This window comes from Enterobacter sp. DVT3837 (assembly GCF_056238685.1).
The window spans coordinates 14612-39333 of sequence record NZ_JBWDLA010000004.1; the positions used below are offsets into that span (position 1 = coordinate 14612).

The 24722-nt window shown below is 53.6% G+C and carries 14 protein-coding genes and 2 pseudogenes; 6 read left to right on the forward strand and 10 right to left on the reverse strand.

Going from position 1 to position 24722, the window contains the following annotated elements:
• Positions 1-45: 45 nt before the first annotated feature.
• On the forward strand, positions 46-1050 hold the full coding sequence (locus tag AC0XWG_RS24590) for an IS110-like element IS4321 family transposase (protein WP_000427623.1): 1005 nt from the start codon (positions 46-48) through the stop codon (positions 1048-1050).
• A gap of 218 nt (positions 1051-1268) precedes the next feature.
• Here AC0XWG_RS24590 and AC0XWG_RS24595 read toward each other — a convergent pair whose 3' ends face one another.
• Positions 1269-2192, reverse strand: a complete 924-nt coding sequence (locus AC0XWG_RS24595) for a PAS domain-containing protein (RefSeq protein WP_475681140.1) — start codon at positions 2190-2192, stop codon at positions 1269-1271.
• A 309-nt stretch (positions 2193-2501) separates the two neighbouring features.
• On the opposite strand from AC0XWG_RS24595, the gene AC0XWG_RS24600 reads away from it, so the two are divergent.
• Both AC0XWG_RS24600 and AC0XWG_RS24605 read left to right on the forward strand, forming a co-directional pair.
• Positions 2502-3062 carry a recombinase family protein gene (locus AC0XWG_RS24600; RefSeq protein WP_001161490.1) on the forward strand — a complete coding sequence of 187 codons (561 nt, stop codon included), beginning with the start codon at positions 2502-2504 and terminating at the stop codon, positions 3060-3062.
• Between the two features lie 3 nt (positions 3063-3065).
• On the forward strand, positions 3066-6032 hold the full coding sequence (locus AC0XWG_RS24605; protein WP_001138014.1) for a Tn3-like element TnAs1 family transposase: 2967 nt from the start codon (positions 3066-3068) through the stop codon (positions 6030-6032).
• A 32-nt stretch (positions 6033-6064) separates the two neighbouring features.
• On the opposite strand, the pseudogene AC0XWG_RS24610 reads toward AC0XWG_RS24605, so the two are convergent.
• Positions 6065-6403: pseudogene (locus AC0XWG_RS24610) on the reverse strand (transposase); the annotation flags it as partial.
• A 48-nt stretch (positions 6404-6451) separates the two neighbouring features.
• Here AC0XWG_RS24610 and AC0XWG_RS24615 point away from each other — a divergent pair.
• A complete protein-coding gene (locus tag AC0XWG_RS24615) occupies positions 6452-6715 on the forward strand; it encodes a hypothetical protein (RefSeq protein WP_475681141.1) in 264 nt (87 codons plus the stop codon).
• Between the two features lie 100 nt (positions 6716-6815).
• On the opposite strand, the gene AC0XWG_RS24620 is transcribed toward AC0XWG_RS24615, so the two are convergent.
• Positions 6816-7796 carry an IS5-like element ISKpn26 family transposase gene (locus tag AC0XWG_RS24620; protein WP_016947617.1) on the reverse strand — a complete coding sequence of 327 codons (981 nt, stop codon included), beginning with the start codon at positions 7794-7796 and terminating at the stop codon, positions 6816-6818.
• A gap of 62 nt (positions 7797-7858) precedes the next feature.
• Between AC0XWG_RS24620 and AC0XWG_RS24625 the strand changes: the two are divergent.
• A pseudogene (locus AC0XWG_RS24625) lies at positions 7859-8320 on the forward strand (EAL domain-containing protein); the annotation flags it as partial.
• Between the two features lie 152 nt (positions 8321-8472).
• Here AC0XWG_RS24625 and AC0XWG_RS24630 read toward each other — a convergent pair.
• The 5 genes from AC0XWG_RS24630 to AC0XWG_RS24650 all read right to left on the reverse strand — a co-directional run bounded on the left by AC0XWG_RS24630 (position 8473) and on the right by AC0XWG_RS24650 (position 22378).
• Positions 8473-17817 (reverse strand): autotransporter outer membrane beta-barrel domain-containing protein, encoded by a 9345-nt coding sequence (locus tag AC0XWG_RS24630; protein WP_333190672.1) that lies wholly within the window; start codon positions 17815-17817, stop codon positions 8473-8475.
• Between the two features lie 13 nt (positions 17818-17830).
• Positions 17831-18022: a hypothetical protein gene (locus AC0XWG_RS24635; RefSeq protein WP_311764714.1), complete on the reverse strand. Its 192-nt coding sequence runs from the start codon at positions 18020-18022 to the stop codon at positions 17831-17833.
• A complete protein-coding gene (locus AC0XWG_RS24640) occupies positions 18004-18984 on the reverse strand; it encodes an IS5-like element ISKpn26 family transposase (RefSeq protein WP_000019450.1) in 981 nt (326 codons plus the stop codon). Before AC0XWG_RS24640 ends, AC0XWG_RS24635 begins: the two co-directional genes overlap by 19 nt.
• Positions 18985-19024: 40 nt before the next feature.
• Positions 19025-20317 carry a DUF2254 domain-containing protein gene (locus AC0XWG_RS24645; RefSeq protein WP_023304011.1) on the reverse strand — a complete coding sequence of 431 codons (1293 nt, stop codon included), beginning with the start codon at positions 20315-20317 and terminating at the stop codon, positions 19025-19027.
• A gap of 63 nt (positions 20318-20380) precedes the next feature.
• On the reverse strand, positions 20381-22378 hold the full coding sequence (locus AC0XWG_RS24650; protein ID WP_023304012.1) for a BCCT family transporter: 1998 nt from the start codon (positions 22376-22378) through the stop codon (positions 20381-20383).
• Between the two features lie 428 nt (positions 22379-22806).
• Between AC0XWG_RS24650 and AC0XWG_RS24655 the strand changes: the two genes are divergently transcribed.
• Positions 22807-23504 (forward strand): IS1 family transposase gene (locus AC0XWG_RS24655; protein WP_226683650.1). Its coding sequence is split into 2 segments (ribosomal slippage): positions 22807-23056 and positions 23056-23504, totalling 699 coding nucleotides; the frame shifts between segments, so codons are not numbered across the junction.
• A 282-nt stretch (positions 23505-23786) separates the two neighbouring features.
• Here the strand turns inward: AC0XWG_RS24655 and AC0XWG_RS24660 are convergent.
• Together AC0XWG_RS24660 and vapB are read right to left on the reverse strand one after the other, a co-directional pair.
• On the reverse strand, positions 23787-24200 hold the full coding sequence (locus AC0XWG_RS24660) for a type II toxin-antitoxin system VapC family toxin (RefSeq protein WP_057688291.1): 414 nt from the start codon (positions 24198-24200) through the stop codon (positions 23787-23789).
• Positions 24197-24427 (reverse strand): type II toxin-antitoxin system VapB family antitoxin, encoded by a 231-nt coding sequence (vapB, locus tag AC0XWG_RS24665; RefSeq protein WP_057688290.1) that lies wholly within the window; start codon positions 24425-24427, stop codon positions 24197-24199. The genes AC0XWG_RS24660 and vapB overlap by 4 nt, the downstream gene beginning before the upstream one ends.
• Between the last annotated feature and the right edge of the window lie 295 nt (positions 24428-24722).

Here is a 24722-nt window from a genome sequence, read left to right on the forward strand (position 1 = left end):
TTCCCGGTACTATGCTGAGGACAGGCTTTCATTCGGAGAACTATCATGGAAAACATTGCGCTCATTGGTATCGATCTGGGTAAAAACTCTTTCCATATTCATTGCCAGGATCGTCGCGGGAAGGCTGTTTACCGTAAAAAATTTACCCGGCCAAAGTTGATCGAATTTTTGGCGACATGCCCCGCTACAACCATCGCAATGGAAGCCTGTGGCGGTTCTCACTTTATGGCACGCAAGTTGGAAGAGTTGGGGCATTCCCCAAAGCTGATATCACCACAATTTGTCCGCCCGTTCGTTAAAAGCAATAAAAACGACTTTGTCGACGCCGAAGCTATTTGTGAAGCTGCATCGCGTCCGTCTATGCGTTTTGTGCAGCCCAGAACGGAATCTCAGCAGGCAATGCGGGCTCTGCATCGTGTCCGTGAATCCCTGGTTCAGGATAAGGTAAAAACAACCAATCAAATGCATGCTTTTCTGCTGGAATTTGGCATTAGCGTTCCCCGAGGAGCTGCCGTTATTAGCCGACTGAGTACCATTCTTGAGGATAATAGTTTGCCTCTTTACCTCAGCCAGTTATTGCTGAAATTACAACAGCATTATCACTATCTTGTTGAGCAGATTAAAGATTTGGAATCCCAGTTGAAACGAAAGTTGGACGAAGATGAGGTTGGACAGCGCTTGCTGAGCATTCCCTGCGTCGGAACACTGACAGCGAGTACTATTTCAACTGAGATTGGCGACGGGAAGCAGTACGCCAGCAGCCGTGACTTTGCGGCGGCAACAGGGCTTGTACCTCGGCAGTACAGCACGGGAGGTAGGACGACATTGCTGGGAATTAGTAAGCGAGGTAATAAAAAGATCCGAACTTTGTTGGTTCAATGTGCCAGGGTATTCATACAAAAACTGGAACACCAGTCTGGCAAATTGGCCGATTGGGTCAGGGATTTACTGTGCCGGAAAAGCAACTTTGTCGTCACTTGTGCTCTGGCAAACAAGCTGGCCAGAATAGCCTGGGCCCTAACGGCACGACAGCAAACTTATGTAGCATAACGGCAGAAATACACCGGTTTAAAGAATTACTGATCTGGTTTTGCGAATACTGATATTGATGATACTAACGGCCCACCGGCCTGTTGAGGAACCTGTAAAACGGAAAGGCTCATTGAAGCCGTATATTTTCTGGAGGTTCATCAGGCGCGGAACTCATCAAGGCGCGGGAATAAAATCCCATTCAGACGCCGGATAGATTCAAGCAAGCCAACTTGTCGTCAAAATCGGTGTTGCAAAAACGGGAGTGACCATAGATTCCGTTTTCCAAGCGGACCCCTTTGGTTTACTGCCGTTGCTATTTGATCTGTCTCTGCCTGCTGCTCAACTGTAAGTACATTGCTTGACTCAATATCCTTTAGTAGGCCTCGGGTGTGTTCGCTAAGCCGATTTGATGCATCACCTATGCGACCTACTATGGCGCCTGTTTCAGCTTGCATCATTCGTAAAGCAAACTCTATTTGGCCAAACTCATCGGTGCGCCCAGTGTAGAGGGATTGACTTAATGGGTTATTGGAAATATTCCTGGCTCTTTCAACCAGTCTTCCAAGAGGAGAGAGAATAGCCAAAACACTAACAGAGCTTAAGCTTCCTGACATTAAAGTGGCTAACAATAAGCTGCTTATTGATGTATCAGTAAGCATGCCGGCAGCCATTGCGCTTGATATAATACTACCCCATATGAGCAAGAGTATTTTCACGGAAAAGCTAGCAGCCAATTTCGGCCTCGCGGCCTTCCCGCTTCTCAATTGAGCATATAATTTTTCCGCAGCCAAAACCTGCTCAGGTTCAGGCTTGGTCCTTACAGACTGGTATTCAACAATCGAACCATTCTTAGCTATTGGCGTTACATAAGCACTTACCCAATAGTGGTCGCCATTTTTACAGCGATTTTTTACTAGCCCCATCCATGAGCGGCCAGATTTTAATGTACTCCACATATGCTCAAATGCAGCAGGCGGCATATCTGGGTGTCTTACGATGTTGTGAGGCTGGCCTAATAGTTCTTCCTCAGTGAAACCACTGATTTTAATGAAGTCAGGATTAACGTACGTGATATGGCTTTGAGGGGAGGTAGTCGAAAGAATATTGGCATCTTTTGGGAGTTCTAAGTTTCGACCCGTCACTGGTAAATTCTGGCGCATAAGAACCTCAAGGGTTGGCTGTTTTATTTTATTGTTTTCGGCATTAAGCCCAATTTCTTGAGCGTTACGATAAAGCTAGCATGGAAACGATAGGTGCAAGCAAGTTAAGGGTTGCATCGCGCATGTCAATCTAGGCTATACCCTAACTTGATGTCAGGCAGGGCCGCGCCGCTTCGTCAGAATAGAGTCTGCTTTCCCATTTTTTGACACATGCCCGCGAAGGTTATAGATTTCAGCCTGACAGAAATGGGCTTTGAGGCACAACGGAACAGAAAGTGCACTTAAGCCGCCTTCAACCAAGGAGACATCGTGCAGGGGCACCGCATCGGCTACGTCCGGGTCAGCAGCTTTGACCAGAACCCGGAACGCCAGCTGGAACAAACCCAGGTGAGCAAGGTGTTCACCGACAAGGCATCGGGCAAGGACACCCAGCGCCCCCAGCTCGAAGCGCTGCTGAGCTTCGTCCGCGAAGGCGATACAGTGGTGGTGCACAGCATGGATCGGCTGGCCCGCAACCTCGATGACCTGCGTCGCTTGGTACAGAAGCTGACTCAGCGCGGCGTGCGCATCGAGTTCCTGAAGGAGGGCCTGGTGTTCACTGGCGAGGACTCGCCGATGGCCAACCTGATGCTGTCGGTGATGGGGGCCTTCGCTGAGTTCGAGCGCGCCCTGATCCGCGAGCGGCAGCGTGAGGGCATCGCCTTGGCCAAGCAGCGTGGCGCGTACCGGGGCCGCAAGAAAGCCCTGTCCGATGAGCAGGCTGCTACCCTGCGGCAGCGAGCGACGGCCGGCGAGCCCAAGGCGCAGCTTGCCCGCGAGTTCAACATCAGCCGGGAAACCCTCTACCAGTACCTCCGCACGGACGACTGACACATGCCGCGTCGCTTGATCCTCTCGGCCACGGAGCGGGACACCCTGCTTGCGCTGCCGGAAAGCCAGGATGACCTGATCCGCTACTACACCTTCAACGACTCCGACCTGTCGCTGATCCGCCAGCGACGCGGCGACGCCAACCGCCTCGGCTTCGCCGTGCAGCTCTGCCTGCTGCGCTACCCCGGTTACGCGCTGGGAACCGACAGCGAGCTGCCCGAGCCGGTCATCCTGTGGGTGGCGAAGCAAGTCCAGGCCGAGCCGGCGAGCTGGGCAAAGTACGGCGAGCGCGACGTGACCCGTCGCGAGCATGCCCAGGAACTGCGCACCTACCTGCAACTGGCCCCGTTCGGCCTGTCCGACTTCCGCGCCCTGGTGCGCGAGCTAACCGAGCTGGCCCAGCAGACCGACAAAGGCTTGCTGCTGGCCGGTCAGGCCCTGGAGAGCCTACGGCAGAAACGACGCATCCTGCCGGCGCTGAGCGTGATTGACCGGGCCTGCTCGGAAGCCATTGCGCGAGCCAATCGGCGGGTCTACCGCGCCCTGGTCGAACCACTCACGGACTCGCATCGGGCCAAGCTGGACGAGCTGTTGAAGCTCAAGGCCGGCAGCAGCATCACCTGGTTGACCTGGCTGCGCCAGGCACCGCTGAAACCCAACTCTCGGCACATGCTGGAACACATCGAGCGGCTGAAGACATTTCAGTTGGTGGACTTGCCCGAAGGCCTGGGCCGGCACATCCACCAGAACCGCCTGCTCAAGCTGGCCCGCGAGGGTGGGCAGATGACGCCCAAAGACCTCGGTAAGTTCGAGCCGCAGCGCCGCTACGCGACCCTGGCCGCCGTGGTGCTGGAGAGCACCGCGACCGTGATCGATGAGCTGGTCGATCTGCATGACCGCATCCTGGTCAAGCTGTTCAGCGGCGCGAAGCACAAGCATCAGCAGCAGTTCCAGAAGCAGGGCAAGGCGATCAACGACAAGGTGCGCCTGTACTCCAGGATCGGCCAGGCGCTGCTGGAAGCGAAGGAAAGCGGCAGCGACCCCTATGCCGCCATCGAGGCGGTGATTCCCTGGGACGAGTTCACCGAGAGCGTCAGCGAGGCCGAGCTGCTGGCCCGGCCGGAAGGCTTCGACCACCTGCACCTGGTCGGCGAGAACTTCGCCACCCTGCGCCGTTACACGCCGGCCTTGCTGGAGGTGCTGGAACTGCGCGCCGCGCCGGCCGCGCAAGGCGTGCTGGCAGCCGTGCAGACCCTGCGTGAGATGAACGCCGACAACCTGCGCAAGGTGCCGGCCGATGCACCCACGGCCTTCATCAAGCCGCGCTGGAAGCCGCTGGTGATCACCCCGGAAGGCCTCGACCGGAAATTCTACGAAATCTGCGCCCTGTCCGAGCTGAAGAACGCCCTGCGCTCCGGCGACATCTGGGTCAAGGGCTCGCGGCAGTTCCGCGACTTCGACGACTACCTGCTGCCGGCCGAGAAGTTCGCCGCACTCAAGCGCGAGCAGGCCCTGCCCCTGGCGATCAACCCGAACAGCGACCAGTACCTGGAAGAGCGTTTGCAGCTGCTGGACGAGCAGTTGGCCACCGTCACCCGCCTGGCCAAGGACAACGAGCTGCCCGATGCCATCCTCACCGAGTCAGGGCTGAAAATCACCCCGCTGGATGCGGCGGTGCCGGATCGGGCGCAGGCGCTGATCGACCAAACCAGCCAGTTACTGCCGCGCATCAAGATCACCGAACTGCTGATGGACGTGGACGACTGGACGGGCTTCAGCCGCCACTTCACCCACTTGAAGGACGGGGCCGAGGCCAAAGACAGGACGTTGCTGCTGTCCGCAATCCTCGGTGATGCGATCAACCTCGGGCTGACCAAGATGGCCGAGTCGAGCCCCGGCCTGACCTACGCCAAGCTGTCCTGGCTGCAAGCCTGGCACATCCGCGACGAAACCTATTCGGCGGCCTTGGCCGAGCTGGTCAACCACCAGTATCGCCACGCCTTTGCCGCCCACTGGGGCGACGGCACGACCTCATCCTCCGATGGCCAGCGCTTCCGCGCGGGTGGCCGGGGCGAGAGCACCGGGCACGTCAACCCGAAGTACGGTAGCGAGCCGGGACGGCTGTTCTATACCCATATCTCCGACCAGTACGCGCCGTTCAGCACCCGCGTGGTGAATGTCGGCGTCCGCGATTCCACCTATGTGCTCGACGGCCTGCTGTACCACGAGTCCGACCTGCGGATCGAGGAGCACTACACCGACACGGCCGGCTTCACCGATCACGTCTTTGCCCTGATGCACCTGCTAGGCTTCCGCTTCGCGCCGCGCATCCGCGACCTCGGCGAAACCAAGCTGTACGTGCCGCAGGGCGTGCAAGCCTACCCGACGTTGCGCCCGCTGATCGGCGGCACCCTGAACATCAAGCACGTGCGTGCCCACTGGGACGACATCCTGCGCCTGGCCAGCTCGATCAAGCAGGGCACCGTCACCGCCTCGCTGATGCTGCGCAAGCTCGGCAGCTACCCGCGCCAGAACGGACTGGCCGTGGCCCTGCGCGAGCTGGGCCGGATCGAGCGCACGCTGTTCATCCTGGACTGGCTGCAAAGTGTTGAACTGCGCCGCCGCGTGCATGCCGGCCTGAACAAAGGTGAGGCGCGCAACTCGCTGGCCAGGGCGGTGTTCTTCAACCGCCTTGGGGAAATCAGGGATCGGAGCTTCGAGCAGCAGCGCTACCGGGCCAGCGGCCTCAACCTGGTGACGGCGGCTATCGTGCTGTGGAACACGGTGTACCTGGAACGCGCCACCCAGGGGTTGGTCGAGGCCGGCAAGCCGGTGGACGGCGAGCTGCTGCAATTCCTGTCGCCGCTGGGCTGGGAGCACATCAACCTAACCGGCGATTACGTCTGGCGGCAGAGCCGCAGACTGGAAGACGGGAAGTTTCGGCCCTTACGGATGCCCGGAAAACCTTAGCGTACGATTTTTTCCGAATTCTGCGGGCTCCCCTTGCTGACACTGGTGTAATCCGGGCAGCGCAACGGAACATTCATCAGTGTAAAAATGGAATCAATAAAGCCCTGCGCAGCGCGCAGGGTCAGCCTGAATACGCGTTTAATGACCAGCACAGTCGTGATGGCAAGGTCAGAATAGCGCTGAGGTCTGCCTCGTGAAGAAGGTGTTGCTGACTCATACCAGGCCTGAATCGCCCCATCATCCAGCCAGAAAGTGAGGGAGCCACGGTTGATGAGAGCTTTGTTGTAGGTGGACCAGTTGGTGATTTTGAACTTTTGCTTTGCCACGGAACGGTCTGCGTTGTCGGGAAGATGCGTGATCAGATCCTTCAACTCAGCAAAAGTTCGATTTATTCAACAAAGCCCACCACGGGGTTCAGAATGTTCAATCTTCGCGTCAAAACCTGGGAAGACTGGGAAACACTTTGTATATACTGGATGAAAGAGATTGCCTGGTGGGGCCATAGAGTTGATACAAATTATCAAACCTATGGCAGGCCGGGGCAAAAACAACATGGGGTTGATATAAAACCTGTATTACCTGGCTGCGGTATTGTTGGCCAAAGTAAATTTATCCAGGGCTCATTCACCCTGAAAGGGAAGGTGCGAATAAGCAGGTCATTTCTTCCCAAGCTGACTCGCTGATTAAAATTTCGCGGATCTGGGCCGATTTTTTTCCCGCAAACACATCGAATCAGCCTATTTAGGCTATTTTTTCCACCATTTCTGGCGTTATTTCCGGTTTTTACTGAGATCTCTCCCACTGACGTATCATTTGGTCCACCCGAAACAGGTTGGCCAGGGTGAATAACATCGCCAGTTGGTTATCGTTTTTCAGCAGCCCCTTGTATCTGGCTTTCACGAAGCCGAACTGCCGCTTGATGATGCGAAACGGGTGCTCCACCCTGGCACGGATGCTGGCTTTCATGTATTCGATGTTGATGGCCGTTTTGTTCTTGCGCGGATGCTGCTTCAAGGTTTTTACCCTGCCGGGACGCTCGGCGATCAGCCAGTCCACATCCACCTCGGCCAGCTCCTCGCGCTGTGGCGCTCCTTGGTAGCCGGCATCGGCTGAGACAAATTGCTCCTCTCCATGAAGCAGATTACCCAGCTGATTGAGGTCATGCTCGTTGGCCGCGGTGGTGACCAGGCTGTGGGTCAGGCCACTCTTGGCATCGACACCAATGTGGGCCTTCATGCCAAAGTGCCACTGATTGCCTTTCTTGGTCTGATGCATCTCCGGATCGCGTTGCTGCTCATTGTTCTTGGTAGAGCTGGGTGCCTCAATGATGGTGGCATCCACCAAAGTGCCTTGGGTCATCATGACGCCTGCTTCGGCCAGCCAGCGATTGATGGTCTTGAACAATTGACGGGCCAGTTGATGCTGCTCGAGCAGGTGGCGGAAATTCATGATGGTGGTGCGATCCGGCAGGGCGCTATCCAGGGATAATCGGGCAAACAGGCGCATGGAGGCGATTTCGTACAGGGCATCTTCCATGGCACCGTCGCTCAGGTTGTACCAATGCTGCATGCAGTGAATACGCAGCATGGTCTCCAGCGGATAGGGCCGTCGGCCATTGCCCGCCTTGGGATAAAACGGCTCGATGACAGCGGTCATATTCTGCCATGGCAGAATCTGCTCCATGCGGGAGAGGAAAATCTCTTTTCGGGTCTGACGGCGCTTAGTGCTGAATTCACTATCGGCGAAGGTGAGTTGATGGCTCATGATGTCCCTCTGGGATGCGCTCCGGATGAATATGATGATCTCATATCAGGAACTTGTTCGCACCTTCCTTACCCCAACGCGTCAGACAAAATCTTGCCACCTCCGGATTGCCGGTCCATCGATGCCAAATAGAGGTCACCGAAACGTCACCGCTGTACGACAGTCAGATTGCGGCTAAAAATATGACGGAATTAAAGGCGATAGGGGTCAAGCTTGCGCTTGATGATTTTGGAACCGGTCATGCTAATCTTAATTACCTGTTGAAATATCCTTTTGATACCTTAAAAATTGATAAGGAATTTGTCACCGCTATTGAGCCCGACACCCGATCGACAAAGATTGTTGAGGGTATTATTTCACTGGCGCATAATTTTGGTATCGAAGTTCTTGCCGAAGGGGTGGAAACCCAGTCCCAACTGGACCGGTTGATGCAGATTGGTTGTGACAAAATTCAAGGCTTTTTCATTTCTCCCCCGGTGCAGGCACAAGAGATCCCTTCACTCTTAGCGCAATATAATCGTTAATCCTTCCGTATTTACGTTTCCCAATCCCTTGATTGTTCCACGTTGCTGGTAAGTCTGTAGGCCTGATACGCGTCGCGCATCAGCCACCCCTGTAATACTATAAGCAAAAAAAAGCCCCCTGCTAAGCAGGAGGCTGGCGAGTTTATGTCAGCTTAGAACGATTTCTTAAAGCCGATAGAGGCATTGACCGGCGCTTCGATCTGCGACTTACTGCCGCCGTTGCTGAATTGCGTACCCAGCTCACCGTAGACCTGCAGGTTTCTGTCGATAGACCATGACAGGCCGGCTGCAACTTCAGTGCTGGAGTACTGCTGTGAAGATTCCAGCGTAGTGGTGGCTACCGCATTGCTAAAGTGCGTTTTGTCTTTTGAACCCAGACCCTGCCAGACGTTAACCCTGCCGTACGGCTGGAATTTGCCATGGTTGGTGTCATAGTCAGCGACCAGACGCACGCCCAGACGCGCGGTAAAGGAGTCTGCGGTATCCATTTTCACTTTCGTTGGGGTCACACCATCCAGCGTGCTGTTATCAAAGTCGCTGTACTGGTAGATCAACTGAGCCTGAGGCTCCAGACTCCATGCGCTGGCGCCTAAACGGAACGATTTACCCACCTCTGTCGACGCCGTCAGCGTGTTGCCTCTGACGGTATACGAGCCATTGTTACCGGTCGCCGCCAGGCGGGATTTATGGTTACCGTACTGCAGGACGTTATCAACATACATACCGTCACCCGAGAACCAGGTCGCATAGCCACCGACGTAAAATGCGTTGTCGTCGATGTTACCGCCTTTGCCATCGCTGCCTGTCTTCGTGCCTTTCACGTTGCTGTCGATATCAAGGATGCTGGTATACATCCCGGCTTTCCAGCTTTCGTTAGCATACATATCAACGCCGACCTGGATACCCATGGTATGGGAGCTGGTTTGCGTACCGGCAGCATCATCCAGTTTGGTTTTACCGGAGTAGCCAATCATTCTTGCCCAGGCGCGATTGTCTTCATCAATGCCCGGTTTAACCTCGTCCCCCATACGTTGGTGCATGTTACCTAACAGGCTAATATCACCCTGACGTACTACGCTGGCGAGGCCAGAATACAGCATGGTTTCTGGACGGTATTCACTTCTCAGATACCAGTTTTCACCCTGGCCCTGAGCATTACCCGCATGTAGTTGGTACTCAAACGCACCTGCAGCCATACGATCGGCGGCAAGATGGAAGGCATCCCGCGACGTTTGCGCGGTGGTGGTTGCGCCATTGAGCGCGGTCACCACTTCGATACCATCCCCAATGGTCGGCGCGCCGAGACCAGAACCATCGACATTCAGCAGCGTGCTACCGCTGGCTTTACCGCCATCGATAATCAGACGGTCGGCAATGCCTGCACCGCTACCATTCTGGATAGCCGCCATGTTGATAGTCCCTTTTTCGCCGGTGTAATCCCCTTTGACGGTTAAGGTTGTGCCTGTCTGCTGACCGATGAGTGAAACATAACCACCGTTGCTCAGGCCCGCTACCGTCTGGTTGTAACCCTGAGTGTTCAGGGTGGTGTCTGCAACCACATAGTGGTGTGATGCGGCACTCAGGGTGTTGGCATTACCCGCCTGCAGCACGCCGTTGGCGATCAACGTCGCGCCGCTGTAGCTGTTTTCACCTTGCAGCTCGGTAATGCCGCTACCGGTCTGATGCAACTGGCCTTTACCACTGATATTACCGGTCAGCACCAGGGTATCGCCACGATTGACGTTGAGTACGCCGTTATCAACGACATCCCCCTGAATGCTGCCGATATCGCCGCCGTTACCCAGCTGTAAAACACCTTGTTCGATGGTGGTGCCACCTGTGTAGGTGTTATCCTGCGTCAGGGTGAGGGAGCCTTTACCTGTTTTGGTCAACTGACCGTTACCTTCGACTTCCGTCAGCAGGGAAACGTCATGCCCGTTGGTGTCGAATGTCCCGCCGCCGGATTCCAGCGTCACCTGACGGGCAGTATCAAACGCTTCGCCATACTTCAGCGTGCCGCCATTAAAGATAATTCCCGTATCTGCCGCACCCAGGTTGGTATCGCCCGCTACCTGCAGCGTCCCGGAAGTGATAGTCGTTCCACCGCTGTAGGTGTTGTCGCCCGTGAGGATCAGGGTACCGAGATCGCCTTTATTCAGGCCGCCGGTACCGCGGATAACGCTGTCGATAGTCGCGGTATAATTGGCGCCGTCTACTGTGCCATCGCCAACGCGAATCAGGGTGTTGGCCGTATCGGTGGTAATGGCTTCGCCGCCCACACGATAACCATCGGTGGCGAACTGCGCGCCACTGATAATGACATCGCCTTTGCTGTTATCGACGGTCACGTTGCCTGATTCGCCCTGGAACACAGCAAACGCGGCATCGGTAAACGGTGCGTTCAGCGCGCCTTCCGGCGTTGATTCATCAGTAGTCCAGTTGTCGTTACCCTTGCTGGATTGCCAGATACCGTCGCCGCCGTCGATGACGCCGTTGTTTTTCAGCTCGCCATTCTCACCACCGGTGCCGTCCCAGAAGCGCAGCGTCAGTCCGGCGTGATTGACCAGGTTGACCTGATTTTTCACCGATGTCTGCACGTACAGGCTGTCTGCCGCTTCCGGCGCGTTAGCAATATCCATCACATTGTTGGTCAATGTGCCGGTGTAATTGATGACGCGATAGACGCCCACATCAAATTTTCCGCCCGGTGAGGTTTCAATATTGAGCTTACCGTCGAGAGTCAGATCGCCGTTTACGTCAATCAAGTCGTTGAAGGCACCGCCCGGAGTATAAGCCTGACCAAACTGATAATCAAGCTGTGCGTTATCACTGAGCGTCAGCGAACCGGTAGTCAGTTTACCCACGCTGTTGATGGCGGCACCGGCGGTAATATGACCGTCGTCCTGCACATCAACCGCGCCGCCGATAATGCCGTTACCGCCGAGCGTAGCACCCGATTTCACTGTGACCTGACCGGTAGAAGCAGACTGATTGCCGTTGACCAGCAGTACGCCTTCGTTGACGTCCGTGGTGCCGGTATAGGTATTGTCGCCGGTCAGAATCAGTGTACCGTTACCGATTTTCACCAGACTGCCGTCGCTGCCGCTGATAATGCCGCTGATGGTGTCAGGGTCCGGAAGATTCAGATTCCCCAGAGACAATTCTTTATTGCCCAGCTCGACATTACCCGCGCCAGACAACGAGCCAATAGACGTTGCGCTGTCGACTGCGCTGATATCGACCTTACCACCCGCCAGGTTTTTAACGACGGTATTTTCTGCCATTGCCTGGTCAGCGAAGGTCATCAATCCGCTGTTGTTCACAATGGCGTTGCCGCCGCTGGCATTTTCTTCCAGCGCCAGGGTACTGTCTTTTGACACGTTAACCGTCGCGTTGCCCGCGCTGGCGTTGTTGGTTAACACCGCTTTCGCCGTGCCCGTCAGGTTCAGCATTGCGCTTGCGGCGGTGACGTTATCCGCCAGCGTTAACAGGCTGTCGGCGATGTTCATAGTCAGGGATTTCAGGCTGGTATCTGTCCCGCTGACATTGAGCGTCGCACCCTTATTGACGTTCACGGTGCTGCTTTCATTACTGCCAAAGGCTCCGGTTTTGCTGACGTTGACCGTCACATTGTTGGCGTTTCCGGTACCGGCAATTTCGGTGTCGCCTTTGTAGCTGTTTGCGCGGTCGAGCGACAAGGTGCTGCCCGCATCACTAGAGCTGCTGGTAACTTTCAGTTTACCCTCGCCGGTAATCTCACCGGTTGGCGTGAAGTGGTGCGAATTAAGGTCAAACACCGCAGCATTCTCATTCGCTCCCAGCTCAATGGTGCGATTGCTGGTCAGGTCCGCGCCCAGTTGCAGCGTTGAACCGTTATTGATGGCCAGGTCAGTTCCGCTCTGGCCGAGATTGCTGTCGGAGGAGATCTGCAACGTGCCGCCATCAATGCGCGTGCCGCCGCGATATTCGTTGTCACCGCTGAGGATCAGACGGCCAAGGTCGGTTTTCACCAGCGTCAGCTTGTCAGCAGTACTGGCCTCGCGGATAACGGACTCAATGGTCGCGGTATAGTTTTGCCCCGCGCCACCAGCGCCAACGCGCACCAGCAGTTCGCCAGTCCCCGGCGTCTGGCCTGCGTGGGTCGCGTTTTCCGTGGTGGCATACGCGTTAAGCGCATCGCCTTTAACGACATAGCCATCGGCATCAAACTGTGCTCCGGAGAAGTTAACTTCTCCCGCGGCGTTATCCACGGTAACGGTACCGCCTTTGGTGGTGAAGACGGCGAAGGACTTCTGTGCCCAAGGGGCGTTACCCTCACCGGTTGCGGTGGTCCAGTTGTTATCACCCTGACTGCCGATTGCCATCCATTTGCCATCGCCACCGTCAATTTTGCTGTCGCCTTCAATGCCCGACGCGCCGTGGCTCTGATTAACGGTTGCGCCGTCCCAGAACTGCAGGGTAACGCCGTTGGCATTCACCAGGTTGACCTGTTTGTCGATGGAGGTTTGAACAAAAATATTGCTCTTATCCTGGCTATTCGGTATCGCGCCTAATTCCAGCGTCTGGTTATCCAGCGTGCCACCGTAGTTATAGATACGGTACACGCCCGGTCCGAAGTTACCACCCTGTGAAGTGGTGACGTCCAGAGTCCCGTCCAGTTGCAGATCGCCTGCGACGTTAATCAGATCGTTTAGCGCGCCGCCTGGCGTATAGGCTTGACCCAGTTCGAAAGCGGAGGTCGTTTTGCTGCCAAGCTGCAGATTACCGTTAATGGATAACGTACCCGCACCGCCGTCACCGGCGCTGAGGGTAGAGGCATCGTTCATCAGCACGTCGCCGCCGATCACCCCGTTACCCCCCAGCGTCGCCGTACCGCTTACTTTGGTCACACCCGTCGCGGCACTCTGATTCCCTTTCACCAGTAGCGTACCGCTGGTGACGGTCGTGTCGCCGGTATAGGTGTTATTGCCCGTCAGGCGAGTAATACCGTTACCAATCTGCTGTAACGCACCGATCCCGGAGATTACGCCGCCAAGCAGCACATCATTGGCCCGATTAATCGCCAGCACGCCATTGTCGATGATGTCAGACACGGCGTTGACTCCGCCTGTATTTCCGCCGTCACCCAACTGCAGCGTACCGGTTTGATCAATAGTGGTGGAGCCGGTATAGGTGTTGTTGGCGGTAAAGACAGTGGTGCCGCCTGCCGCGCGTTCAAACTTCCCATCACCGCTGATGACGCCGTTATAGATCTGCGCAGCCGTCGTGTCGCCCTGCGTGTCAAAGATGACCCGGCTGCCTGTACCCTGAGTCGTCACATTGTAGTCAGCGATGGTCGCGGCAGTGCTGGTGGACTCGCCGTGATCGCCGGTACGCAGCGTTGCGCCATTGGTAACCGCAATGGTTTTACTTGCCAGTTGCAGACGATCGACGATGCGCATATCTGCACTTGAACCGCTAATGGTCAGTGAGTCCCAACCCGTGCCGATGTTGGTACCGGTGGTCAGGTTATCGCTGCTCAGACTGCCAATTTTCGCACTGTTACCGTGTGTATTGGTGAAGGTGAGGGCGTTGCCACTGCCGGCTTCGGTAGTGATATGGCGCGTTTTATCCAGCGTCACATTGCCGATGTTGGCTTTATTGTTGCCGCCGGTTCCGGCGAAATTCACCTCGCCCGCAAAGGTTCCGCTTTGCCAGTTAAAGGTGTCCTTGCCTTCTCCAGTGTTGATCACGCCACTGGTGATACCCTGGCTGATATCAATGGTGTCATTGCCCTTGCCAGATTGAATCGCCACTGCCGTATCGTTGATAGCCTGAAGGGTACCGGTATTGGTGATTTTTTTATTGCTGTCACCGCTGGCATCAATAACGGGTGCGGTGGTGCTGGCAGAGGTAATTTTTCCGCTATTGGCTATTGCGCTAACATTTTTAGCGATGATTGCAGAACCACCTGCGCTGTCGTAGACGTTGATATTGGCATTGGTGGTGACCTTACCGTCCGTATTGGCGCGGATACCGCTGCCTTCGCTGTTATGCACCTCAACGGTATAGCCTTTACCGATGGTCAGATTGCCTGTCACTGCGTCACCATTGCGCTGCTCAAAGGCGAAGCCGGTACCTTTACCGTTAACGTTCAGAATGTTATTCAGGCCATCTTTCATGTTTAACGCGACGCTGGTACGGATCCCCGGACCGTCTTTGGCATTGATGGTGACATCATTGAGTGTGATATCGGTATTGTTGGCATCGTTTTGAATGCCCGCGCCAGTACCTTCGGCGCTAATAATCACCCCTTTGGCAGCCAGCTTACCGGCTCCGGTGTCCAGGCGAATACCGTCAGCAGTGCCATTGGTGGTGATGGCATCGCCAGTATTACCAGTAATATTCAGGCTGGCACCGTTGGTCAGCAGAACCCCTGCGGTTCCATCATCAACTTGAATCTGACCCAATTTTTTAATCTGTGCGTTCGAACCAGAAGCTTGTACGCCAATGCCGTTACTCACATGTAAGGCAGCGGTCGCGTTATTGGTTAAACTCCCGCCTTGTTGCACGTTAACACCAATGCTGTCGGTGCTGGCAAGATCGATAATTGCCTGGGTATCGAGGATCAGGCTGCCCTGGTTCCTTGCCACATAGGCAATAACCTTGTTGCCGCTGGCTTCTGAAGTGATTTTTGCGTTTGAAGTGAGGATGGTCGGAGTGGCGCTACCCTCTGCGTTGCCATTCAACTGGTGAGCCTGACCGTCCACTACCCCGGCAATGGTTCTTTCACCGGTTAAATTGATGGTGGTTTTATCGCTGATGTTACCTGTGGCACCGCCTTCAATCAGCAGCGCGGCGGAGTCGGTGCCCTGCACGGTGAACGTGGCTTCGCCGGTATCCACACTACTGCCTGTGCCCGTCGCTAATACGCCAACGGACTGTTCGCCGCTTAAGGTCAGGTCAAGGTTTGAGCTGGGCTGACCGTCAGGAGTGGTGGTGTTACCGGCCAGCATTGCGCCGTTGGCAATACGGAAAATGGTGGTGCGATCCTGCCCGTTGTCATTCATTACCGCCTGACCAATATTCGCAGTTGCGCCTTTACCATACAGGTAATAGCCAATCTGATCGGTGCTGTTGAATGCCGGGCTACTCAGGCTGTCGACGTTAGCGACGGCGTTATCACGCACGTGTACGCCGATGTTCCCGGCTTTGTTTAGCGTGATGTTGGAATAGACGTTGATCACTGCCTTTCCATCTTTGCCACCTTCAGCCCAGACGGCATAGTTACGGTTACCGACACTACCTTCACCATCAACTACGATAGAGCCTGAAGCGCTGGTCGTGGCTTCGGCATTTTTGTTAGTTGCGCTGACGTGGATGCCGACGTTGTTGGTGCCGTTGACGTTAATCTTGCCGTCGTTGCGAATTTCCTGATTATTTTCCGCGCCGCTGTCACGCACGGTGATACCGTAGTTCCTGCTACTCCCCGCGCTGGAATCGCCATTGATCACGATATTACCGGTATTGATGACGTTGCCGGTCGCGTTACCAATCAGCATACCCGCGGCGTTACGTACGCCGGTTCCCAGCGTGATAAGGCCGTTGTTAATCACCTCTTTGGCGCTCTTGGTCATGATCCCGGCGCTCAGACTTGAACCGCCTGACATGGTGACATCTTTAGACGGATCACTTGCGTTACGGCCAAGATAAATAGAGGCACCTGCTCTGTTGGTAAAGGTGGCGTTGTCGGCGACTTCTACGCCATAGGCGATGCCGCTGCCGTAGGATGCACCGTTTTTGCGCCCGTCCACGACGTTGATATCGCCGTTGTTGACCCCTTGAGCATTGTCAGACAGTTGCATACCAATGGCCAGCGTCAGCTCGCCAGCGGGTTTGTCCTTACTCCAGGGATCGGCGGCAGAAGCGGTACCGAAGTTATCGGTGGTGATCGCCTGGTTGATGGTGCCTTCGTTGGTGATTTGACTGGCGCCTTGCCCCTGCATACCAAATGCGCCATAGCTGTTGACGTTTTGGTTGCCGTCTTTATCAATAAACAGCCCGGAGTTGATGATCCCGTTGTTGGTTGCCGTCGCGTCTTTTGCCAGCATGCCAATCGCCAGGCTTTGCCCGGTAGACGTGCGTAATGCGTTCAGCTCACCAAGGTTAGTGATAACCCCACCATTAATGGCTTTCATCACGCCATTAATACTGCCGTCAACGGCAATAATCGCGTCTTTGTTCAAGGTGCCTGAGGTGCCTGCGCCGTTGGCGTAGATGGCATGTAACTCACCACGGCCAGCGGTCGCGTTGTTGGTATGTGACAAACCGTCGGTCCAGACGTCGTAATCCCAGCTGAGTATGTCAGCTGGCTTACCGGAGGTGAGCAGATTTTCAATCAGCCCGGCGTACTTTGTTTGTGCTGCGGTGACGGTTGTGACTTCCTCCGCATCTATCCACAGCTGGATTTGGCTGACTTTTTCACCATCAGGGTTGAGTGCCGCGTCGTCGCTTTTGCCCAACAGCCAGTCATTGAATTCGGCCAGTTCTTGTGTGTTGGTAATGGTAAATGTGCGCTCCCCGGTTTTGACGACCTGACCATCCTCGTCATAGCCATAGGTCATCAGCGTCACATCATCGCCAAACACGGAGGTTTGCGCTGAACCGGTGAACGTTTTTTCAGGGATCACCGGGGCTGCGTTAAATTTTATATAGTTATCTGACTGCCAGTTCACCTGGCTTGCAGTACCTTGTGCTTCCAGCAGCGAGGAATCTTTTGCCAGCATTTCAATGGTATTGGCTTTGTCACGCACATTGAGGGTGTCGTTGCCAATATTCAGATTGGCAATGGAGCCATTTGTCGCCAGTGCGATACCAAATTGCTTATAGATTTCTGATTTCTGAGCATCAAAGGTGTTTAATACCGCATCGCCGACTTGCGCTTCGGTAAGAAAACCATTTAACTCATTGGTATCAAAGACTTTGATGGTCGTTTTTTCGCCGGGAAACGCCGGATCGTTGATATCAAATTCTGTGCTCTGCGAAGGCGTTGACGACTGGTTGTAAGTCAGGTATTCCGCCAGTTCTTCAGAGTTGGTAATGGTTTTTACGCTCTGGTCAGGGCTGGTCGCCAGCAGGGTGATTTTGCGGCTTTCCAGCAGTTCCCGGATAGTGGTTGATTCAACAACGCCGCTTTGACCCGGGCTAAATGTTGGGATTGCACCACTGATATTCAGTGCCTGACCAGTTGTGTTATCTTCATATAAGAAGCCGTAGTCGTGGATAACCTCATAAACCCCAGCGGAAATACCTGTCTTGAAGTCTTCATGAATATCGTGTTCACCCGTTGCGGTAATCTGGGCTGCAGAAGCCAGCAATGAAGCACCGCTTAATGCGCCAGCTGCCAGTACGGCGACAGTTTTACGCGAACTGCTTTTTTTCTTTCCTTTCGTTAATTCAGAAACGACCACCCAGATACCGAGCGCCGCGTTCCAAATAATGCTGTAAACTTTGTTCATATATACCCCTTGTCTACATTCCTGTTATGTATGTGTTAAGGAAGGTGCGAATAAGCAGGTCATTTCTTCCCAAGCTGACTCGCTGATTAAAATTTCGCGGATCTGGGCCGATTTTTTTCCCGCAAACACATCGAATCAGCCTATTTAGGCTATTTTTTCCACCATTTCTGGCGTTATTTCCGGTTTTTACTGAGATCTCTCCCACTGACGTATCATTTGGTCCACCCGAAACAGGTTGGCCAGGGTGAATAACATCGCCAGTTGGTTATCGTTTTTCAGCAGCCCCTTGTATCTGGCTTTCACGAAGCCGAACTGCCGCTTGATGATGCGAAACGGGTGCTCCACCCTGGCACGGATGCTGGCTTTCATGTATTCGATGTTGATGGCCGTTTTGTTCTTGCGCGGATGCTGCTTCAAGGTTTTTACCCTGCCGGGACGCTCGGCGATCAGCCAGTCCACATCCACCTCGGCCAGCTCCTCGCGCTGTGGCGCTCCTTGGTAGCCGGCATCGGCTGAGACAAATTGCTCCTCTCCATGAAGCAGATTACCCAGCTGATTGAGGTCATGCTCGTTGGCCGCGGTGGTGACCAGGCTGTGGGTCAGGCCACTCTTGGCATCGACACCAATGTGGGCCTTCATGCCAAAGTGCCACTGATTGCCTTTCTTGGTCTGATGCATCTCCGGATCGCGTTGCTGCTCTTTGTTCTTGGTAGAGCTGGGTGCCTCAATGATGGTGGCATCCACCAAAGTGCCTTGGGTCATCATGACGCCTGCTTCGGCCAGCCAGCGATTGATGGTCTTGAACAATTGACGGGCCAGTTGATGCTGCTCGAGCAGGTGGCGGAAATTCATGATGGTGGTGCGATCCGGCAGGGCGCTATCCAGGGATAATCGGGCAAACAGGCGCATGGAGGCGATTTCGTACAGGGCATCTTCCATGGCACCGTCGCTCAGGTTGTACCAATGCTGCATGCAGTGAATACGCAGCATGGTCTCCAGCGGATAGGGCCGTCGGCCATTGCCCGCCTTGGGATAAAACGGCTCGATGACAGCGGTCATATTCTGCCATGGCAGAATCTGCTCCATGCGGGAGAGGAAAATCTCTTTTCGGGTCTGACGGCGCTTAGTGCTGAATTCACTATCGGCGAAGGTGAGTTGATGGCTCATGATGTCCCTCTGGGATGCGCTCCGGATGAATATGATGATCTCATATCAGGAACTTGTTCGCACCTTCCTTAGGATTTTCGCCACTGAATAAATTATAATAAATTGATTTTATAAGATATTCGTCATGGGCTATATGACCAGTACGAGTTGCATGCTCTAATGTTTCAGATGCCAGTATATGTGCGGCTTCAGCAAACATCCCAGGCCAACCCTTACTCAGCATAGACAGTCCTTTAAGGACTCTTATCTGAATCTCCCTCATACTCGCACCATCACGTGCAACAGGTAAGAAAAAGTCTTCCAGTAGGTCTTTGATCTGAAGTGGCGCAACATGTACTGAAGGATATATCACTTCAGTTTCATCTATTTTATTCTGCGCGTAAGCGGAGAGTATTCGAACACCTCTGCCAATGACATCAATCGCAGTACCGGGATCGTTTACTGCGGGCGAAAGGGCCCTGCAGGCTATTTCGGCCATGACGCTGAGACAGAATCGGGGATCCTGAGCAAATGAACGCACATCCGAGACAATGATCGTTTCAAGTAAATCGGTACAGATTGATGACTCCTGACCAGAACTCAGGTACAAAACTGGCATCGATGGATGTATGAAACTGCCTGGCTGCGCCACAAGATATACATGACGAGGATCATTGCTCAGCAGACTGCCGAGCTTGACCATGTCAATATATTCAACATAGCCAATTTTCTCCGGATATACGGCAACAGTTCCTTTTGGTTGTTCATTGTTCTCAAGCCATGGATATCCGCCAAGACATGGACTTTTTGCTCTCGCAATAAATGTCTCGATCGCCGCCTGTTCTACTTTTGCTGTTGTCTCACCTACCCTGCCCAGAGAGGTCAAATGCTGTATCCAGCGAAGCAATGTGATGATTATTAAGGCAATGACAACCAGTGTTACAATGAATAAAATGACTCTACCCCTTTCTCCGTAGGCTCCCATATTGAGGGCAATAATCCCTACCAGGCTGAAGAGAAAAGAACCGATAAAAGTGGCCAGTACATTTTGTGTGGTTACGTCTTCTACAACTAAACGCGTGGCTCTGGGCGTCACATTAGTAGTGGCTGAACCGTAAGCGGTGACCATGATACTCAGTGAAAATGTGGTCACCGCCAGCATACTCGATGCCAGTATGTTCAGAATATTATCAACTGCTTCCGCACCAACCTTCACTGATACTGACTCTGGGATCATTGATCTAAAAAGAATAGATAAAAGGGCCGTTATTATTGCTACCATTGCAAATAACGTTGCCCTGAACCATAGCTTTTTAAGTGTCTGCCTGAGAATCCATTGCCAGCGTAAAATCATTCAGCATATCCTTGTATTAAGTTCGGGAAAATAAATGCCGCCCGGCAGGACGGCATTTTTGTATTAACGAACGAGGTGCAGGAAGTGCAGGTGTTTTTCGTACTGGTCCAGTATGTCATTAATCAGCTGTTCCTGATTCCAGCCCATCACATCATAGTTTTGACCGCCTTCTTTCAGATAGACCTCAGCGCGATAATATCGATGTTGCTCAACCTGCTGCTCGTCATTGTCCATTGCAGCCATGGCGAAAGCCGGTGAGTTATAGCCACGAAGTCTCACTTCATAAATAAAGTTCAGCTCATTGCCCAAATCGACTTCAAGCCGAATTCGTTCGTCATCAGTATCACTTATATGGCTTATCGTTCCCTGTTTATTCAGTTCTTCCTGAACCAGCGTCATGGCGGGCTGGATAACGTCGCCCATAAAGCGTTTCACAAGAGAGCGCTTTGGCAGATAAGCGATATTGCGCAAGCGTCTCTGCCATGGAATCGGGTTACGCGCTGCAGTCGGAGCAATAGTCGCCATGCTCAGGCTTTCACGCTTGGTCAAATCCCGACGCAGGGCTTTTAATAATCCGTATATGGATATCAGTAAAATCACTGAGAAAGGTAATGCGCTCGCTATTGTCACGGTTTGCAGCGCGCTCAGTCCCCCCGCAATCAGCAGTGCGATTGCCACAATCCCTATGAGCGAGGCCCAGAAAATTCGCTGCCATACAGGCGTGTTAGCGACGCCACCCGATGCCAGCGTATCAACAACCATTGCCCCGGAGTCAGCCGAGGTGACAAAGAAGACAATGACCATCGCCATTGCAATAAATGACAGCACGGAAGAAAACGGGAAATGCTCCAGGAAATTAAACAGGGCCAGCGCGACATCCTGCTGAACGGTATTGGCGAGATCAGCCGCCCCCTGGTGCATAATGAGATAGATTGCGCTGTTACCAAACACCGTCATCCACATGAGCGTGAAGCCGGCGGGAACAAACAGCACGCCGGTGACAAACTCGCGAATGGTTCGACCGCGCGAGACTCTTGCGATGAACATCCCCACAAACGGCGACCATGAAAGCCACCATCCCCAGTACAGTAATGTCCAGCCCCCCAGCCAGTTGCTCGACTTAGGTTCATACGCATAAAGGTTAAAAGTTTTACTCACCAGTTCAGAAAGATAACCGCCCGTATTTTCCACAAATGACTTCAGCAGAAGCACGGTTGGTCCCAGACACAGGACCAGCGCCAGCAGCAGCACTGCCAGGCCCAGGTTGAGCTCAGACAGTATACGTATTCCCTTGTCCAGGCCGGACACCACCGAAATCGTCGCTAAACCAGTGATGACAACGATTAGAATCACCTGCACCGTTTCATTAATAGGCACCCCGAAAAGATGATTCAAACCAGCATTCACCTGCAAAACACCGTACCCCAGCGATGTCGCAACGCCAAAGACGGTGCCAATAACGGCGAAAATATCAACCGCATGGCCTACAGGTCCGTATATGCGCTCGCCAATAATGGGATAAAGTGCGGAACGCAGCGTTAAAGGCAGACCGTGACGGTAACTGAAAAAGGCCAGGATCAGTGCCACAATGGCATAGATTGCCCATGCGTGCAGGCCCCAGTGGAAGAACGTCAGGCGCATTGCTTCCTTCGCTGCCGCAATGGTCTCTGGAGTGCCGACAGGAGGTGAAAGATAATGCATCACAGGTTCAGCAACGCCAAAGAACATCAGGCCGATCCCCATCCCTGCCGAGAAAAGCATCGCAAACCAGGAGTGATAGCTAAAATCAGGCTGCGCATGGTCCGGACCCAGTTTGATATCACCGTAGCGTGAGAGTCCCAGGAACGAGACACTCAGTAGAATCAGGGCCACTGCAAGGATGTAGAACCAGCTGGCATTCGTGAAGATTTGTTGCTGAAGTAGTTTAAAATTTTTGTCGGCGACATCCGGGAATACAGCGGCAAAGGCGACAAGAAGGAAAATTAACAAAGCAGATGTAAAGAATACCGCTTTGTTAATCTGGCTTTTAGACTTCTTTTGGATTGTATCATTTTCACTCATAATCATTTATTCCATTAATTAAAATCCGCACTGTATAGAGGGTACTACATCTCAAAGATTAGCAAACTTCAACTTACGATGCGGCGTCAATCGGAATGCAGAGTGCAAGAGTGGCCATACAGATATCCTGTTGATAGTCTGCCAGCCGTCTTCTGGAGCATTTGATTTGCATAAATTGCATCAGATCTGGGGATTCACTTTGATTAGAGCAATATTGAGAATGACTTACTAACGTCTGATGTTGCGTAAAGCGGGCTTTAAGGATGGTCGCAATGTCAGAGGTAAGGACAGACGTTCAGGATGCAAATAATCAGTGCCGGTTCGTCGCTGATTTTCCTTCAGGCTGACTTGTCCAAAACGAGTAACAATCGCCGGTGATGCTGCCAACTTACTGATTTAGTGTATGATGGTGTTTTTGAGGTGCTCCAGTGGCTTCTGTTTCTATCAGCTGTCCCTCCTGTTCAGCTACTGACGGGGTGGTGCGTAACGGCAAAAGCACTGCCGGACATCAGCGCTATCTCTGCTCTCACTGCCGTAAAACATGGCAACTGCAGTTCACTTACACCGCTTCTCAACCCGGTACGCACCAGAAAATCATTGATATGGCCATGAATGGTGTTGGATGCCGGGCAACCGCCCGCATTATGGGCGTTGGCCTCAACACGATTTTACGTCACTTAAAAAACTCAGGCCGCAGTCGGTAACCTCGCGCATACAGCCGGGCAGTGATGTGATTGTCTGCGCTGAAATGGACGAACAGTGGGGCTACGTCGGTGCTAAATCACGTCAGCGCTGGCTGTTTTACGCGTATGACAGGATACGGAGGACGATTGTGGCGCACGTCTTCGGTGAACGCACTCTGGCCACACTGGAGCGACTTCTGAGCCTGCTGTCGGCCTTTGAGGTCGTGGTATGGATGACGGATGGCTGGCCGCTGTATGAATCCCGCCTGAAGGGAAAGCTGCACGTTATCAGCAAGCGTTACACTCAGCGCATTGAGCGACATAACCTGAATCTGAGACAACATCTGGCAAGGCTGGGACGGAAGTCACTGTCGTTCTCAAAATCGGTGGAGCTGCATGACAAGGTCATCGGGCATTATCTGAACATAAAACACTATCAGTAAGTTGGAGTCATTACCCCTTTCTGTTTCAAAAACATCAGAACACAGATTGAGTTCAGCATGGCTCATTGGTATATGAACTTTCCAAGTTATTCTTAAATCCCTTTAAAACTGTGAAGTAAATACACACTTGATTTGTATTCAAATTTCATAATTTATCCCAGATCGAAGGTAAGTGTTTTTTCCTCACATGCGCTAATGCGTCCTGAGGTTGTATGATCAGATCCACTCAGATATCGAGCAGCCCCAAAATCGCGTATCACATATCCTTAGTTTTCACGTTATTTATACCCAGTCTTCCAGCTTCAGGTCAGGTACCCGCTCAAACTCTCTCACATTGTTCGTCACCAGCACCGCGCCGGCGGCAATGGCATGCCCGGCTATTGCCGTGTCGTTCGGGCCGATCGGCATGCCGGCCATGCGCAGCGCCACCCTAATCTCCGTGGTCGCATCCACCGCGGCCCGGTCCCAGGGCAGGATGGCATCGAGGCGGGCGCAGAATTCATCGACCAGCTGCACGTGGCGGGGTGAGGCCTTCGGGCCGGTGGCACCGAAGCGCATCTCCTGGTAGGTGATGGCCGAGATCACAATGCGGTGACCGCGCAGCACCGCCTGTGCCAGGCGTTTCCGGACGGCTTCCGGCTGCTCTCGCATGATGAACGAGCAGATACAGGTGTCCAGCATATAAATCTTGTTCATAAATCAAATCGTCCTTCGTCGGTGACAACGTCCTCGCGCTCCGCCATAAAGTCCGGATCGGCTCTTTCGAGCTCAAAGAATGAATCCCAGGTCGGCCGGACGGGGCGCAGGATGATGCTGTCCCCTTCCCGGACGATCTCCAGCTCGCTCACCCCCTCAAAATCCAGATCGCGGGGCAGACGGATGGCGCGGTTGTTGCCATTTTTAAAAATGGATACGGTTCTCATAATTCTCTCCCGGGTAGGTGTGGATATGTGGTGCATATCCGGAATGGGGTGCTTTGCACCGGGTGTGTGCATATGTTCAGTATATGCAGATGTCATGCATATGTATAGGGGCTGGATATGCAGATGGTGAGGATATGAGTATGCTCTACCTATGCAGATGCCAGGCATATGGATATGCTCCACATATACCTTCTTCTCTCTTTTTTGGCTGAGATCCGAAAACTCCCAGTTCCGGATCACGGCGATTTTCTGCGCTGATTTGTGAAACGAAAATTAAAAATGTGCTACACTTTAA

Bases quoted from the DNA above. Each gene is read 5' to 3' on its own strand.
- AC0XWG_RS24650 (WP_023304012.1), bottom strand. From the start codon at position 22,378: ATGAGTGAAAATGATACAATCCAAAAGAAGTCTAAAAGCCAGATTAAC.
- AC0XWG_RS24645 (WP_023304011.1), bottom strand. From the start codon at position 20,317: ATGATTTTACGCTGGCAATGGATTCTCAGGCAGACACTTAAAAAGCTA.
- AC0XWG_RS24615 (WP_475681141.1), top strand. From the start codon at position 6,452: ATGTTCAATCTTCGCGTCAAAACCTGGGAAGACTGGGAAACACTTTGT.
- AC0XWG_RS24640 (WP_000019450.1), bottom strand. From the start codon at position 18,984: ATGAGCCATCAACTCACCTTCGCCGATAGTGAATTCAGCACTAAGCGC.
- AC0XWG_RS24605 (WP_001138014.1), top strand. From the start codon at position 3,066: ATGCCGCGTCGCTTGATCCTCTCGGCCACGGAGCGGGACACCCTGCTT.
- AC0XWG_RS24630 (WP_333190672.1), bottom strand. From the start codon at position 17,817: ATGAACAAAGTTTACAGCATTATTTGGAACGCGGCGCTCGGTATCTGG.
- vapB (WP_057688290.1), bottom strand. From the start codon at position 24,427: ATGAGAACCGTATCCATTTTTAAAAATGGCAACAACCGCGCCATCCGT.
- AC0XWG_RS24620 (WP_016947617.1), bottom strand. From the start codon at position 7,796: ATGAGCCATCAACTCACCTTCGCCGATAGTGAATTCAGCACTAAGCGC.
- AC0XWG_RS24660 (WP_057688291.1), bottom strand. From the start codon at position 24,200: ATGAACAAGATTTATATGCTGGACACCTGTATCTGCTCGTTCATCATG.
- AC0XWG_RS24590 (WP_000427623.1), top strand. From the start codon at position 46: ATGGAAAACATTGCGCTCATTGGTATCGATCTGGGTAAAAACTCTTTC.
- AC0XWG_RS24595 (WP_475681140.1), bottom strand. From the start codon at position 2,192: ATGCGCCAGAATTTACCAGTGACGGGTCGAAACTTAGAACTCCCAAAA.